Source organism: Microbacterium sp. UCD-TDU (assembly GCF_000340625.1).
In the GTDB taxonomy this organism is placed as follows: Bacteria; Actinomycetota; Actinomycetes; order Actinomycetales; family Microbacteriaceae; genus Microbacterium; species Microbacterium maritypicum.
Map to the genome: position 1 here is coordinate 458,761 of NZ_KB454446.1, position 14,438 is coordinate 473,198.

Annotated in this window: 13 protein-coding genes; 3 read left to right on the forward strand and 10 right to left on the reverse strand. The window is 68.6% G+C overall.

Annotated features, from left to right (window positions below; translation table 11 throughout):
- Positions 1-14: 14 nt before the first annotated feature.
- The 8 genes from D514_RS25100 to D514_RS25130 all read right to left on the reverse strand — a co-directional run bounded on the left by D514_RS25100 (position 15) and on the right by D514_RS25130 (position 7,692).
- The gene (locus tag D514_RS25100; RefSeq protein ID WP_017829060.1) at positions 15-1,172 is read right to left on the reverse strand and encodes a DNA polymerase III subunit delta'; all 1,158 of its coding nucleotides are present in this window, start codon (positions 1,170-1,172) and stop codon (positions 15-17) included.
- 70 nt (positions 1,173-1,242) lie between these two features.
- The gene (gene tmk / locus D514_RS25105; protein ID WP_017829061.1) at positions 1,243-1,872 is read right to left on the reverse strand and encodes a dTMP kinase; all 630 of its coding nucleotides are present in this window, start codon (positions 1,870-1,872) and stop codon (positions 1,243-1,245) included.
- The gene (gene topA, locus D514_RS25110) at positions 1,869-4,730 is read right to left on the reverse strand and encodes a type I DNA topoisomerase (RefSeq protein WP_017829062.1); all 2,862 of its coding nucleotides are present in this window, start codon (positions 4,728-4,730) and stop codon (positions 1,869-1,871) included. Before topA ends, tmk begins: the two co-directional genes overlap by 4 nt.
- Positions 4,731-4,810: 80 nt before the next feature.
- The gene (locus D514_RS25115; protein ID WP_017829063.1) at positions 4,811-5,137 is read right to left on the reverse strand and encodes a hypothetical protein; all 327 of its coding nucleotides are present in this window, start codon (positions 5,135-5,137) and stop codon (positions 4,811-4,813) included.
- On the reverse strand, positions 5,137-5,514 hold the full coding sequence (locus D514_RS0119140) for a TadE family type IV pilus minor pilin (RefSeq protein WP_051056553.1): 378 nt from the start codon (positions 5,512-5,514) through the stop codon (positions 5,137-5,139). The genes D514_RS25115 and D514_RS0119140 overlap by 1 nt, the downstream gene beginning before the upstream one ends.
- 17 nt (positions 5,515-5,531) lie before the next feature.
- Positions 5,532-5,729 (reverse strand): DUF4244 domain-containing protein, encoded by a 198-nt coding sequence (locus tag D514_RS25120; RefSeq protein ID WP_017829065.1) that lies wholly within the window; start codon positions 5,727-5,729, stop codon positions 5,532-5,534.
- Positions 5,730-5,788: 59 nt separating this feature from the next.
- Complete coding sequence (locus D514_RS25125; protein WP_031205596.1) at positions 5,789-6,685, reverse strand: type II secretion system F family protein; 897 nt, start codon at positions 6,683-6,685, stop codon at positions 5,789-5,791.
- Positions 6,685-7,692, reverse strand: coding sequence for a TadA family conjugal transfer-associated ATPase (locus D514_RS25130; RefSeq protein WP_031205597.1), 1,008 nt, complete (start codon positions 7,690-7,692; stop codon positions 6,685-6,687). Before D514_RS25130 ends, D514_RS25125 begins: the two co-directional genes overlap by 1 nt.
- A 403-nt stretch (positions 7,693-8,095) precedes the next feature.
- Here D514_RS25130 and acs point away from each other — a divergent pair, with 403 nt between their 5' ends.
- Positions 8,096-10,063 carry an acetate--CoA ligase gene (acs, locus tag D514_RS25135; RefSeq protein ID WP_017829068.1) on the forward strand — a complete coding sequence of 656 codons (1,968 nt, stop codon included), beginning with the start codon at positions 8,096-8,098 and terminating at the stop codon, positions 10,061-10,063.
- A 108-nt stretch (positions 10,064-10,171) separates the two neighbouring features.
- Here acs and D514_RS25140 read toward each other — a convergent pair whose 3' ends face one another.
- Both D514_RS25140 and D514_RS25145 read right to left on the reverse strand, forming a co-directional pair.
- Positions 10,172-10,630, reverse strand: coding sequence for a RidA family protein (locus D514_RS25140; RefSeq protein ID WP_017829069.1), 459 nt, complete (start codon positions 10,628-10,630; stop codon positions 10,172-10,174).
- Positions 10,627-10,851 (reverse strand): hypothetical protein, encoded by a 225-nt coding sequence (locus tag D514_RS25145; protein WP_017829070.1) that lies wholly within the window; start codon positions 10,849-10,851, stop codon positions 10,627-10,629. The genes D514_RS25140 and D514_RS25145 overlap by 4 nt, the downstream gene beginning before the upstream one ends.
- Before the next feature lie 89 nt (positions 10,852-10,940).
- On the opposite strand from D514_RS25145, the gene D514_RS25150 reads away from it, so the two are divergent.
- The gene (locus D514_RS25150) at positions 10,941-13,505 is read left to right on the forward strand and encodes a transglycosylase domain-containing protein (protein ID WP_031205598.1); all 2,565 of its coding nucleotides are present in this window, start codon (positions 10,941-10,943) and stop codon (positions 13,503-13,505) included.
- Positions 13,496-14,437, forward strand: a complete 942-nt coding sequence (locus D514_RS25155; protein ID WP_031205600.1) for a metallophosphoesterase — start codon at positions 13,496-13,498, stop codon at positions 14,435-14,437. The genes D514_RS25150 and D514_RS25155 overlap by 10 nt, the downstream gene beginning before the upstream one ends.
- The last annotated feature ends 1 nt before the right edge of the window (position 14,438 follow it).

Sequence of the window (14,438 nt, forward strand, 5' to 3'; positions counted from 1 at the left end):
AGTCGATCGATTGTTCACGGTTTCCTCCCGCTCGTGATGGTCACGAGCAAGCTCTCCAGGGCGAGCAGAGGGGCGACGTTGCGCTCCAACGACTGCCGCGTGTCGGCAAGGTGGTCAAGTACGACAAGCGTACGGGTCTCGGACCAGGCGGATGCGAGCTCGGTCAGCTCGGTGCGAAGCTCACTGTTGATGAGATCGTCGCCACGGCCGAACTGCAGCATCACGACGTCGCGGAACAGCGACTGCAGATCGGTGAGCACGCGGTCGATCCCGTCGCGCAGACTGCGCGTCGCACGCTTCTTCTGATCGTCTTCGAGCGCGGAGAGCTGCGTGCGCAGGGCCGGCGGGACCGCCTGCCCCTCGGCGATGCCGATCGTGCGCAGCAGCGACGCCCGCTCCTGGGCGTCGCGCTCGGCGGTGAGCGCCTTCGCGTCCTCCGTGGCGGCCTGGATGATGCGACCGGCGACCTCGACCGCATCGCCCACTCCCCTGACACCGAGGACGGAGCGAAGAGTCTCGTCGCGGCGACGCCGGGCCGCATCGTCGGTGGCGAGCCGCTGGGCCATGCCGATGTGACGCTGCGCGTGCCGCGCCGCCTGTTCTGCCACGACCTCGTCGACGCCGGTGCGCAGGCTGATGAGCCGGGCGACATCGGCGACGTCGGGTTCCCGCAACCGCAGTGAGCGCACGCGGGATCGGATCGTGGGCAGCAGGTCGGCCTCGCTGGGCGCGCACAGGATCCACACCGTCTGCTCCGGCGGCTCTTCGAGCGCTTTCAGGAGCACGTTGGAGGTGCGCTCGACCATGCGATCGGCGTCTTCGACGACGATGACCCGATAGCGCCCCGCGGAGGGTGCGAAGTAGGAGCGTTCGACGAGACCGCGCGCCTCGGCGATGGTGATGATGACCTTGTCGGTACGCAACGCCGTGACGTCGGGGTGCGTGCCGGCGAGCACCTGGCGCATGACATTCTCGTCATCGGGCCGGTCGGCGATCAACGCTGCCGCGAAGGCGTACGCGAGGGTGGAGCGCCCGGAGCCCGGCGGGCCCGTGATCAACCAGGCGTGCGAGAGGGCAGAGGGATCGGATGCCGCGGCGCGGAGCGTGTCGACGGCGGCGTCCTGCCCCCACACATCCGCCCAGGGAAACGGGGCGGGAACGGTCTGGGGCATGGTCTCAGCCTAATCGCGACCACCGACGCTCACGGCACGGAGGATCGCTTCCTCGCCCGGTCGAGCCGGATCAGTCGAGCAGCGCTGCGACTCTGGTTCTGATCCGCTCGGCGATGACCTCCGGCGCCGCTGCCGCGTCGAGGACGAGGAACCTGTCCGGCTCGGCCGCCGCGAGATCGAGGAAGGCGTCGCGGACACGGCCATGGAACTCCGCCTGCTCGGCCTCGAGCCGGTCGAAGGGCTTGTCGGCGGAGTCCAGACGGGTGCGGGCCTCGGCGGGGTCGAGATCGAGCAGGATCGTCAAGTCCGGGAGAGCGCCCTCCGCCGCCCAGAGCGACAGATCTCGGATCTCGGTCGCGTCGAGAACCCGTCCGGCGCCCTGGTAGGCCACAGACGAATCGAGGTAGCGATCCTGCAGCACGATCTCGCCACGATGAAGCGCGGGTCGCACGACGGTCGCGACATGGTGCGCCCGATCCGCGGCGTACAGCAGCGCCTCCGCGCGCGGCGCGATGTCGCCGCGATGGTGCAGGACGATGTCGCGGATGAGCTGTCCGACCTCGGAACCGCCGGGTTCGCGGGTACGGACGACGGTGCGCCCGCTGTCTTCGAGCCACTGCGCGAGCAGGTTCGACTGCGTGGTCTTGCCCGAGCCGTCACCGCCCTCGAGCGTGATCCACACCCCGTGACCTGAGGTCACGAGTCCGCCTTCTCCGCCGCCTTCGCCGCAGCGTTGGCGGCGCGCGTGGCTGCCGCCTTCTTCGCCGCAGCCGACCGGGCAGCGGACGTGGCAGCAGTGGTCTTCTTCGCAGGCGCCTTCTTGGCGGCCGGCTTCTTCGCGGCCGGCTTCTTGGCGGCAGGAGCCTTCTTCGCGGCCGGCTTCTTCGCAGGAGCCTTCTTCGCTCCGCGCTTGGTAGCCGGACCCTTGGCACGCTTGTCGGCGAGCATCTGCACCGCGACCTCGAAGGTGATGTCCTCGACGGTCTGACCCCGCGGGATCGTCACGTTCGTCTCACCGTCGGTCACATACGCGCCGAAACGGCCGTCGCGGATGCGGATCGGCTTCCCGCTGACGGGATCGGCTTCGAACTCGGCGAGCGCACTGGATGCCCGGCGACCCGCGCCGTACTTCGGCTGCGCGTAGATCTCGAGCGCCTGGTCGAGCGTCACATCGAAGATCTGCGACTCCGACTCGAGCGACCGTGAATCCGCACCCTTCTTCAGGTAGGGCCCGAACCGGCCGTTCTGCGCCGTGATCTCATCGCCGGACTCCGGGTCGACGCCCACGACGCGCGGGAGGCTCAGCAGACGAAGCGCGGTGTCGAGATCGATCTCGTCGACCGACATCGAGCGGAAGAGCGAGGCCGTGCGCGGCTTGGGCGCTGCTTCCTTCTTCGCGCCGCGCTTGGGCTTGGGAGCGTCGACGACCTCGCCGGTGGTCTCGTCGACCGCGGCGTCTTCGGACACCGGGTCGTTCTCCTGCACGTACGGCCCGAACCGACCGTCCTTCACGACGACGATCTTGCCGTTGTCGGGGTTCTCCCCCAGCACGCGATCTCCGGCGACGGGAGCGTCGATGAGCTCCTGAGCCTTCTGGGCGGTCAGCTCGTCGGGTGCGAGGTCTTCCGGCACGTTGACGATGCGCGGCTTGGCCTCGGGGTTCGCGGGGTCGGCCACCTCGAGATAGGGGCCGTACTTGCCGAAGCGAAGCGTGGCCGTGTCGGTGATGCGCGTGGAGTTCAGCGCACGAGCGTCGATCTCGCCGAGGTTGTCGACCACCTGACGCAGACCCACGTGGTTGTCGGAGCCGAAGTAGAAGGACTTGAGCCACTCGACCCGGTTCTGCTCGCCGCGGGCGATGGTGTCGAGGTCGTCTTCGAGCGCGGCTGTGAAGTCGTAGTCGACGAGGTCGGCGAAGTGCTCTTCGAGCAGACGCACGACGCTGAACGCGAGCCACGTCGGCACGAGGGCCTGGCCGCGCTTGACGGCGTAGCCGCGATCGAGGATCGTCTCGGGGATCGAGGCGAACGTCGAAGGACGACCGATGCCCTTCTCCTCGAGAACCTTCACGAGCGAGGCCTCGGTGTAGCGAGGCTTCGGCGTGGTGCGGTGTCCCTTGGCCTCGGCGTCGGACACGGCGAGCTGATCGCCGACCGCGACAACGGGCAGCGACTGGTTCTCCGCAGCGTCCGCGTCACCGCGCTTCTCGTCGCGGCCCTCCTCGTACGCCTCCAGGAAGCCCTTGAACGTGTAGACGGTTCCGGAGGCCGTGAACTCGGCCTTCTTCCCGGCGGCGTCGACGGCGATCGTGACGGTGGTCGTCTCGTATTTGGCATCTGACATCTGGCTGGCGACGGTGCGCTTCCAGATGAGGTCGTAGAGGCGCTGCTCGTCGCGATCGAGCTCGGAGGACAGCGAAGCCGGCGTGCGGAAGTTGTCACCGGAGGGGCGGATGGCCTCGTGGGCCTCCTGCGCATTCTTGCTCTTGGACTTGTACACCCGCGGCTTCAGCGGCACCGCCGCGTCGCCGTAGAGTGCGACCGCCTGGCTCCGCGCCGCCTGCACCGCTTGGGTGCTCAGCGACGTGGAGTCGGTACGCATATAGGTGATGTAGCCCTTCTCGTACAGACGCTGGGCCACACCCATCGCCTGCTTGGCTCCCATCGACAGCTTGCGCCCGGCCTCCTGCTGCATCGTGGAGGTCGTGAACGGCGCGTAGGGACTGCGCGTTCCCGGCTTGGCCTCGACCTTCGTCACGCTTCCGGTGCCCACGGCGTCGACGGCCTGAGCGAGAGCGGTTGCGGCCGCCTCGTCGAGGATGACGACGGCCTTCTTGAGCTTGCCGTCGTCATCGAAGTCGGTGCCCCGCGCGAGCTGGCCACCATCGACGCGGACGAGACGGATCTTGAACGAGGTGCCCGTCGCCGCGGCTGCGGCATCGACGTCCCAGTACTCGGCGGAGGTGAACGCCATGCGCTCGCGCTCTCGATCGACGATCAGACGGGTGGCCGCGGACTGCACGCGTCCGGCCGAGATGCCGGTCTTGACCTTGTACCAGAGCACGGGCGAGACGTCCCAGCCGTACAGGCGGTCGAGGATGCGGCGGGTCTCCTGCGCGTCGACGAGATCGTGATCGAGTTCGCGGGTGTTGCCGACCGCAGCCTGGATCGCGTCCTTGGTGATCTCGTGGAAGACCATGCGCTTGACGGGAACCTTGGGCTTGAGGGTCTCGAGCAGGTGCCAGGCGATCGCCTCACCCTCGCGGTCCTCATCAGTGGCGAGCAGGAGCTCGTCGGCATTCTTCAGCGCACGCTTGAGCTCGGCGACCGTCTTGGTCTTCCGATCGGAGACGACGTAGTACGGGTCGAATCCGTTGTCGATGTCGATGGAGTACTTCCCATAGGCCTGCTTGTCAGCGGCCGGGATGTCCTTCTTGTCAGCGAGGTCGCGGATGTGGCCGACGGAGCTGAGCACCTCGTAGCCGTCGCCGAGGTATCCCTGAATAGACCGCATCTTCGTCGGGGACTCGACGATGACGAGCTTCTTGCCTTCAGCCAAGGGTGCGTCCTTTCTTCGAAGCACACCATACACACCACTGTGTGGGGTCGTTCACAGTGAGCGAGGTCGCGCTGCCGTCGCTATCCCTCGGGTGGCCCGGCACGGGCTCGGGAGACGGCTGCGAGTCCAGCGTACGCCGCCTGCACCTCCACGGTCGCCACGAAGCCCTCGAGAACGCACCCAGTGAGGGTGGCACCCGCCGCCTGCGCGACCCTCGCGGCGAGTTCGCACGGCTGCTCCCCCGTGGGCACGGCCCCGCTCGCGGCGTCTGCGGCGGCGAGCGCGGCGGCGTCTGCCGCACCCGCCGTGCGCTGCGCCGTCACCGCCGCGCCGCCGACGGCAGCGAGCCCGAGGGAGAGCGCAGCGGCGACGGCGAGAACTCCGGACGCGAGAGCGGAGCCCGCCATCAGAGGCCCCCGTCGAGTGCGCAGCTCGTAGCCCGAAGCGGCATGCGGATCAGCGACCCGATGGAGGCGTCGACCGAAGCGGTGACGCACACGAGGTCGCCGGAGCGCGAGGAGGACACCCCGGCTCCCGAGACCGCCGCGTGCACCACGCGCTCCGCCGCATCCTGCCCTTCCCCGCGTCCGAGAAGACGCGCCGCATCGGCCGAGGCATCTTGAAGCGCCACCTGGCGGGATGCCGCACCGAGTGCACCCGCGCCGAGCAGAAACGCGAGCACGACCGCGGGCAGGGCCAGCGCCAACTCCGCCGAGACGGACCCGCGGTCACCCGCGTGTCGCGGCCGTCGTGGCGCAGCCCCGGAGGCGTGAGGAGGGGGCATCCGTCGAGCTCTGCGCATCATGACACCGTCAGCGCCCGCCGCACGAGATCGGTGAGGATGCCGCGGACCTCGTCGGATCGCATGATGACGACGAGGAGTCCGGCGAACGCGACCGCCGCCATCGTCGTGATCGCATACTCGGCTGTGGCGGCGCCGGTGTCATCGCCGAACAGGGTCGCTGCACGCCGACGGTCCAGCGGGGGGATGCTCTTCATGGTGTTCCTTCTTTCTATGGATGCGTGGGCATCGGATGGTGGCGGTGGGTTGGATACGGTCACAGCGGCATCGGCGTGGAGGCGAGGACGCTGAGCAGGAGCGGCGCGACCCCGAGGAGGAGGAATGCGGGCAGCGTGCAGACGCCGAGGGGGAACAGCAGCCGCGTCGAGAGCTTCGCGGCACGGAGGCGCCCCTGCACCCTGGCGGCGTGCCGGTCCTGGGCCGCGGATGCCCGAAGAAGTTCCGCAGCCGGCACACCCGCAGCACGGGAGAGGTCGAGCACGGCGCGGACACGTTCCTCACCGTCACCCGATGTTCCGCTCTGCGACACCAGCTGCAACGCGCGATCGATGGAGGCGCCGCCCGAGAGCGCGATGGCGACCAGTTCCGCTCGCATGCCGGGAGTACCGGGAGCAGGCCGCGCCTGTCGAAGCAGACGTGCTGTCCACACGCGTGCCGCCACCACGAGGAGCAGGCCGAGGACCACACACGCGGCGCCGAGCACGTTCCCGAAGATCACCCCGATGGTGTCGAAGCCGAGCGCGAACCCGAGCAGCAATCCGGCGAACGGCATCCAGAGCAGCAGCCGCGCCGTTCCCGCCGGTTCTGCGAGTGCGATGCGCACATCGTCGGCTGCGGCAGCCGCATCCCTCAGGGTTTCCGCGATCGTCCGGAGAACCTCCGCGAGCGGTGCGCCCACGGTCGTCGCGATCTCCCAGGCCGCAGCGAGATCGACCCACGCCCCGCCCTCGGCCTCGATGGCGTCGAGCAGCGGGACTCCGCGATCGACCCGGTCGACCACTGCCCGGGCCTGCGGATCATCGGTGTCAGCCAGGTGCCGCCAGGCGACGACCGGCACCGCCCCCGCCTGCAGCAGCACGGCCAGCGTCTGCACCGCGGTCGCGGCATCCGTCGCACCCGTCTGCGCCTTTCGCGGCATGCGACGCGGCCGCATCACCACGGCTGCACCTCTTCGATGTCGAGTCGATCCCCGGCGATCACGAGCCGCCCTGCCTGGCGGATACGACGGGTACCTCCGGGTGCCCGATCGAGATGGAGGACGATGGTGAACGCGCTGACCGCCTGACGTGCGAGAGCGACCGCATCCATCCCGGCGAGGGCCCCGAGAGCTTCGAGCCGAGCGGGAACGTCGCGCAGCCCGCTCGCGTGCAGAGTGCCGGCACCGCCGTCGTGCCCGGTGTTGAGAGCGGTCAGCAGCTCGCGGACCTCTTCTCCGCGACACTCACCGACCACCAGCCGATCGGGACGCATGCGCAGCGATTCTCGAACCAGCCGCGCCAGGGTGATGGCGCCTGCTCCCTCCAGGTTCGATTGCCGGGCCTCGAGGGAGACGTGATGCGGGTGGCGCGGGCGCAGCTCGGCGACGTCTTCGATCGTGACGATGCGCTCCGTCGAAGGCACTTCCGACAGCAGCGCCGACAGCAGCGTGGTCTTGCCCGTGCCCGTTCCCCCGGTGATGAGGATGTTCGCCCGCTCGGCCACCAGCCCCAGAAGCCAGACCCGCTGGGACGCGTCGAAGGCTCCGAGAGCGGCGAGCGTGTCGAGGTCGGCGGCGCGCACACGCGGAATGCGTATCGACAACGCGGTTCCGGTGGTCGAAACCGGCGAGAGCACCGCATGCACGCGGATGCCGGAGTCGAGGCGGACGTCGACGCAGGGCGCCTGGTCATCGAGATGTCGGCCTCCGAGGCCGACCAGCGCGACCGCGAGATCTCGGACTTCTCTCTCCGATGCCCTCCAGCCCTCTGCGGGCTCGGCTCCGTTCCCGCGGTCGACGAACAGCCCGCCCGCCCCGTTCACGAACACATCGGTGACGGCATCGTCGAGATGGGCGAGGAGCGGTCCGAAAGCAGGATCCATACGAAGGCGCTCGGGCGAGGCTTCCGCCACCGATGCGGCAGACCGCTCTCCCCTGGGCTGGATGACGAAGGAATCGGGCATGACGGTGACGCTATGCCGCGCCGCGCCGAGGAGAGGGCGCCGATCGCCGGACGACTCGGCCCCTGTGAAGAAGCCGACTCATATGCCCGCGGTGCAGGACCGGGCGACGATCACACGCGAGCGGGAAGGGAGCGCTCCCAAAGGAATGGGCGGCATCTCACGGGGGGAATGAGATGCCGCCCACGGCGGTCCACGATTGGGGGAATCGGGCACGCCAAGGCCGGAATGAGATTTCGGCTGTCGTCGAGTGTACGCAAGGCGACCGTCCGGACAAAACCGGCAGCACTACCGACTTTCGGCAGTATGCGATGGGTGGTCGCACGGATAGATTCGCCGTGACCTGGTCGCCCACCCCCCACGACCATGCTCGAAAGACCCGTATGCCGCAAAGGAGCGCCTGCCGATGAGCAGCCAGATCGACCACCTTCTCGACGAGACCCGGAAGTTCCCGCCGTCAGAAGAGTTCGTCGCCCACACCATCACGTCGCCCGAACTGTACGAGCGCGCCGCCGCCGACCGCGAGGCCTTCTGGGGCGAGCAGTCCCGCGAACTCGTGCACTGGCACAAACCCTTCACCCAGGTGCTCGACTGGAGCAACCCGCCGTTCGCGAAGTGGTTCGACGACGGCGAGCTGAACGTCGCCTACAACTGCCTCGACCGTCACGTCGAGGCGGGCAACGGCGACCGCGTCGCCCTGCACTGGGAGGGCGAACCGGGTGACACCCGCCGCATCACGTACGCCGAGCTCACCGACGAGGTCAAGCGCGTCGCCAACGTGCTCGAGGGACTGGGCATCGGCCAGGGCGACCGCGTCGCGATCTACCTGCCCATGATCCCCGAGGCGATCGCGTCGATGCTCGCGGTCGCGCGTGTCGGCGCCATCCACTCCGTCGTGTTCGGCGGCTTCAGCGCCGACAGCCTGCGCTCACGCATCGACGATGCCGGCGCCAAGCTGGTCATCACGGCCGACGGCGGCTATCGCAAGGGCCGCGTCTCGGCACTCAAGCCCGCCGTCGATCAGGCTCTCGCCGACCGCGGCGACGGCGAGCAGCAGACCGTCGAGCACGTCCTGGTCGTCAAGCGCGGCGAGAACGAGGTCGACTGGATCGACGGCCGCGACATCTGGTGGCACGACGCCGTTCCCGCCGCATCCGCCGAGCACACGGCGCAGGCCTTCCCTGCGGAGAACCCGCTGTTCATCCTCTACACCTCGGGAACGACGGGGAAACCCAAGGGCATCCTGCACACCTCCGGCGGGTATCTCACCCAGGTCGCGTACTCGCACAAGTACGTCTTCGACCTGCACCCGGAGACCGACGTGTTCTGGTGCACGGCCGACATCGGCTGGATCACGGGGCACAGCTACGTCGCCTACGGGCCCCTCGCCAACGGCGCGACCCAGGTGCTCTACGAGGGAACCCCCGATGCACCGCACCCCGGCCGGTGGTGGGAGATCATCGAGAAGTACAAGGTGTCGATCTTCTACACCGCCCCGACCGCGATCCGCTCGTTCATGAAGATCGGTCGCAGCGTCCCGGCGAAGTTCGACCTGTCGTCGCTGCGACTGCTCGGTTCGGTGGGAGAGCCCATCAACCCCGAGGCGTGGATGTGGTACCGCGAGGTCATCGGGGCGAACAAGACGCCGATCGTCGACACCTGGTGGCAGACCGAGACCGGCGCGATCATGGTGTCCGCTCTTCCGGGAGTCACCGAGACCAAGCCCGGGTCCGCCCAGGTCCCGCTCCCCGGGATCTCGATCGACGTCGTCGACGAGAGCGGCATCGAGGTCGGCAACGGCAGCGGCGGCCTGCTCGTGATCACCGAGCCCTGGCCGAGCATGCTGCGCGGCATCTGGGGCGACCCCGAGCGCTATCGCGAGACCTACTGGGAGAAATTCGAGGACCAGGGCTACTACTTCGCCGGCGACGGAGCGCGCCTCGACGAAGACGGCGACCTCTGGCTGCTGGGCCGCGTCGACGATGTCATGAACGTCTCGGGACACCGCCTGTCGACGGCGGAGATCGAGTCGTCCCTGGTCGCGCACGAGGCGACCGCCGAGGCTGCGGTGGTCGGCGCCTCCGACGAGACGACCGGACAGGCGGTCGTCGCCTTCGTCATCATCAAGGAGAGCTACCTCGCCGCGCACGAGCCTGCGGGCCTCGCCCAGCAGCTGCGGCTGTGGGTGGGCGAGCAGATCGGCGCCATCGCCCGCCCGCGCGACGTGTACATCGTCGGCGAGCTGCCGAAGACCCGCTCCGGCAAGATCATGCGTCGCCTACTCCGCGACGTCGCCGAGGGCCGCGAGGTCGGCGACACCACCACGCTCGCCGACACCGCGGTGATGAGCATCATCTCGGCCCAGGTGAAGTAGGTCGGCCCACGCCTCCGAGGCGTGACAGACGAGAGAACGCGCCTCCCCTTCCCCGGGGAGGCGCGTTCTCTCATTCGGATGCGACGATCCACGCCGCGTACGTCGTGCTCAGGCGAGAAGGAAGGCGACCTCGACCTCGACCGGGCTGCCGAGCGGGAGCTCTGCGACGCCGACGGCCGCGCGGGCATGACGACCGGCATCACCGAAGATCTCTCCGAGCACGTCGCTGGAGCCGTTGATCACGCCGGGCTGACCGGTGAATCCCTCAGCGGAGGCGACGAAGCCCCCGACCCGCAGCACACCCGCGATGCGATCGACGCCGCCGGCGGCATCCGCTGCTGCGGCGAGGGCGTTCAGCGCACACGTGCGGGCGTAGGTCTTCGCGTCTTCTGCGGAGACCTCGGCGCCCACCTTACCCACGGCGGGAAGCGCGCCGTCGACGAAGGGCAGCTGTCCCGAGGTGTAGACGAGACCGCCGTGCACGACGGCCGGCACGTAGGCGGCGACCGGAGCGGCGACAGCGGGCAGTTCGATGCCGAGCTCGGCGAGACGGTCCGAGACGCTCATGCCTGATCTCCCTCGAACTGGCGTGCGGCCTGCTCGGCGGCGGCGAGGCCGGCGTTGGCCGACGCGTCGGAGGTCACGGGGCGCTTCAGATAGGCGACGAGTCCGCCCTCCGGTCCCTGCACGACCTGCACGAGCTCCCAGCCCTGCTTGCCCCAGTTGTTGAGGATGGCTGCCGTGTTGTGGATCAGCAGCGGCGTGGTGAGGTACTCCCACGTGGTCATGGCACTCCTGTCGATCGGGGCGCGACACCGGAATTCCGGGGCGTGCTCGTCAAAGGCGGTATTCAGGGAACTCCCCTACGATCAAGCGTATGCCCCAAAAGAATCGCACGGTGAGAGGCGTGCTCGGCGGTCTCGTCGGGCTCGTCGGTCTGAGCGCCGTCGCCGGTCTCCTCGTCACGGCCAGCGTCACCCCGGTGCTCGCGATGACCGGCCTCGCAGGCACCCAGGCTCTCACCCTCTTCGATCAGCTCCCCGAGAGTCTCGACCCGAGCACGCCGATGGAGCAGTCGACGATCTACGCGACCGCCCCGGACGGTTCGACGGTCGAGCTCGCCTCGTTCTACGAGCAGAACCGCGTCCCCGTCACCTACGAGCAGATCTCCCCGAACCTGTACGACGCGATCCTCTCGAGTGAGGACAAGAACTTCTACAGCCATGGCGGCGTGAACATCGGCGCCACGGTGAAGGCTCTCGTCGACAACGTGCGCGGCACGTCCAGCCGCGGCGCTTCGACGATCAGCCAGCAGTACGTCAAGAACGTGCTCATCCAGAAGTGCGAGCAGGAGGTCGACACGACCTCCGACACCTACTCCGAGGACCTCCAGCAGTGCTGGCTCGACGCGACCAACGCGACAGGGAGCAAGGGCATCGAGCGCAAGCTGCAGGAGATGCGGTACGCGATCCAGATCGAGAAGGACTTCTCGAAGAACGACATCCTGCTCGGGTACCTGAACATCGCCAACTTCGGTGGCACCGTGTACGGCATCGAGGCCGCAGCGAACTACTACTTCTCCACGACCGCGGCGAACCTCACGGTCGCGCAGTCGGCGACGCTCGCCGGCATCGTGCAGAACCCCAACACCTACCGCATCGACAAGGCGGAACAGGGCACGATCACGAACGCCGAGGGCGTCGCGCTGAACAACGCCGCTGACGGCTACGCGCTCACGAAGGACCGCCGCCACTACGTGCTCGGTCGCATGCTCGCCGACGGCAAGATCACGCAGGCGCAGTACGACGAGGCCGACGCCTCGGACATCGCGCCGGCCCTGAATCCTCCGACCCAGGGCTGCGCGTCCGCCGGGGCCAGCGCATACTTCTGCCAGTACGTGAAGTCGATCGTGCTGAACGACGAGGCCTTCGGCAAGACCCAGCAGGAGCGGACGGATCTGCTCCGCCGCGGCGGTCTGAAGATCTACACCACGCTCGACTACCGCATCCAGACCCCGGCCGCCGAGAAGATGGCCGAGGTCGTTCCCGCCAACGCCGACAACGCCTACTTCGGCGCCGCCGGTGTCTCGGTCGAGGTCGGCACCGGTCGCATCCTCTCGATGACGCAGAACACGCTGTTCACCGAGACTCCCACCGATGACCAGGCGTACTCGTCACTGGTGTTCGCCGGCGACAGGGAGCACGGCAACTCCGGCGGCTTCCAGGTCGGCTCGACCTACAAGCTCTTCACCCTGATCGACTGGCTCGAGAAGGGGCACTCCGTCAACGAGGTGCTGAACGGAAGCGTGCAGACGAACCTGAAGATCCCCGTGTGTGGCGCAAAGCAGAACGCCAACACGAAGGAGATCGGCAACTTCGGCGGCGGTGGCGGTGGAACCGGATCCGTGCTGAGCTTCACGAAGAACTCGCTCAACAGCGGTTACTTCGCGATGGCGTCGAAGCTCGACATCTGCGACATCAACAAGGTCGCCGACCGTATGGGCGTCACGCTGGCGAACGGCGGCAAGGTCACCGACGAGAACGTGCCCTTCGACGTGCTCGGCCCGAAGAACATCTCGCCCCTCGCGATGGCGAACGCCTACGCGACCGTCGCCAGCGGCGGCACGTACTGCACGCCGCGCGCGATCGATCGCGTCGTCGGCCCCGACGGCCAGGACCGTGAGCTGCCCGCCTCCTCGTGCACCGAGGGCGTGATCTCGCCTGAGGTCGCAGCGACCGCTGCCTTCGCACTGCAGAGCGTGATGGGTGGCGGCGGCACCGGTGCCCGCGCCAACACCAACGACGGCACGCCGCTGATCGGCAAGACCGGAACGCACGACACCTGGTCGACCATGATGATCGAGTCCAGCACCAAGGTCGCCACGGCGGTCTGGGCCGGTCGCTGGCAGGGTCAGGAGAACATCTACCGCAAGAGGGCCAACGGCTGGAACCTCAACGACATGCGTTATCCGGTGGCACAGGCCGCGCAGGCCGCAGCCAACGCCGCGTACGGCGGGGACGCCTTCCCGAAGCCCGATGGCAAACTCACCCGCCAGCAGCTGGCGACGGTTCCGAGCGTGGTGGGCAAGTCGGTGGAGGAGGCGACCGCGATCCTGACGGACGCGGGCTTCCAGGTCTCCGTCGGAGGGGCGGTGGACAGCGATCTCGCCGCCGGTCTCGTCGCAGCGCAAGATCCCAACGGGGAAGCGGCGACCGGCGCGACCGTCACCCTCACGACGAGCAACGGGCAGGGCACGACCGTTCCCGCGAATCTCGTCGGGATGTCGAGAGCCCAGGCCTCCGCCGCGCTCGGTGCGGCAGGATTCACGAACATCGAGTTCGACAACTCCTGCAATCCACCGACTTCTGTCGTGGGGAACTCCGACCCGGCTCCCGGCACCGCGGCCAGCAAGTCCACGTCCGTCCGTGTGACGTGCCAGTAGTCGCACGCCGCGCCGCACACCCGGCCCTCGTCGCGCTCGGCGCGGTGGGGGCCGTGGGTGCGGCAGCCGCGATCTGGGGCATCGGCATCGAGAGGTACCTCTTCACGGTGCGGGAGGCCACGGCGAAGGCCCTGCCCTCCGGCTCTGCCCCGTTGCGTATCCTGCACATCTCCGATGCGCACATGGCGCCGTGGCAGCACCGCAAACAGGACTGGCTCGCCTCCCTCGCGGAGTTGAAGCCCGACCTCATCGTGAACACCGGAGACAACCTCGGCCATGAGAACGGACTCGAGGGCATCCGACGCGCTTTCGCGCCGCTCGCGGGCATCCCCGGCGTCTTCGTGCACGGATCGAACGACGTCGCCGCGCCGTCGCCGCGCAACCCGTTCCGCTACTTCCTCGGACCGTCCAAGAAGCACCACAAGCCCGAGCTCCTGGACACCGACGCGATGGACCGGTACTTCACGGACGAGCTCGGCTGGACCGACCTGAACAACGCGGCAGCGCGGCTGCGCATCGCCGGCGCCGAGGTCGACCTCTTCGGCGTCAACGACGCCCACCGCGACTGGGACCGCCTGGATGAGCTTCCCGACGCCATCGCCGCCCTCGGGGCCCGCGCGGCGACGACTCCTGTACTCGGTGTCACGCACGCGCCCTACCAGCGCGTGCTCAACGGCTTCACCGATCTGGGAGCCGACGCGATCCTCGGTGGCCACACGCACGGCGGCCAGGTCTGCCTCCCGGGATTCGGCGCCCTCGTGGCGAACTGCGACATCCCCCTCAAGCAGGCCAAGGGCCTGAGCACGTGGTCGCACGGCGACCGCACCGTGCCGCTCAACGTGAGCGCGGGCTGCGGACACTCCATCTACGCCCCCGTGCGCTTCGCGTGTCGGCCCGAGGCGACGCTGCTCACGCTGACCGCGCGGGACTGAT

What these genes read in the sequence shown, in the direction of transcription:
- D514_RS25100 (WP_017829060.1), bottom strand. Translation starts at nt 1,172, where the DNA reads ATGCCCCAGACCGTTCCCGCCCCGTTTCCCTGGGCGGATGTGTGGGGG.
- D514_RS25115 (WP_017829063.1), bottom strand. Translation starts at nt 5,137, where the DNA reads ATGGCGGGCTCCGCTCTCGCGTCCGGAGTTCTCGCCGTCGCCGCTGCG.
- D514_RS0119140 (WP_051056553.1), bottom strand. Translation starts at nt 5,514, where the DNA reads ATGCCCCCTCCTCACGCCTCCGGGGCTGCGCCACGACGGCCGCGACAC.
- D514_RS25120 (WP_017829065.1), bottom strand. Translation starts at nt 5,729, where the DNA reads ATGAAGAGCATCCCCCCGCTGGACCGTCGGCGTGCAGCGACCCTGTTC.
- D514_RS25125 (WP_031205596.1), bottom strand. Translation starts at nt 6,685, where the DNA reads ATGCGGCCGCGTCGCATGCCGCGAAAGGCGCAGACGGGTGCGACGGAT.
- D514_RS25130 (WP_031205597.1), bottom strand. Translation starts at nt 7,692, where the DNA reads ATGCCCGATTCCTTCGTCATCCAGCCCAGGGGAGAGCGGTCTGCCGCA.
- acs (WP_017829068.1), top strand. Translation starts at nt 8,096, where the DNA reads ATGAGCAGCCAGATCGACCACCTTCTCGACGAGACCCGGAAGTTCCCG.
- D514_RS25140 (WP_017829069.1), bottom strand. Translation starts at nt 10,630, where the DNA reads ATGAGCGTCTCGGACCGTCTCGCCGAGCTCGGCATCGAACTGCCCGCT.
- D514_RS25145 (WP_017829070.1), bottom strand. Translation starts at nt 10,851, where the DNA reads ATGACCACGTGGGAGTACCTCACCACGCCGCTGCTGATCCACAACACG.
- D514_RS25150 (WP_031205598.1), top strand. Translation starts at nt 10,941, where the DNA reads ATGCCCCAAAAGAATCGCACGGTGAGAGGCGTGCTCGGCGGTCTCGTC.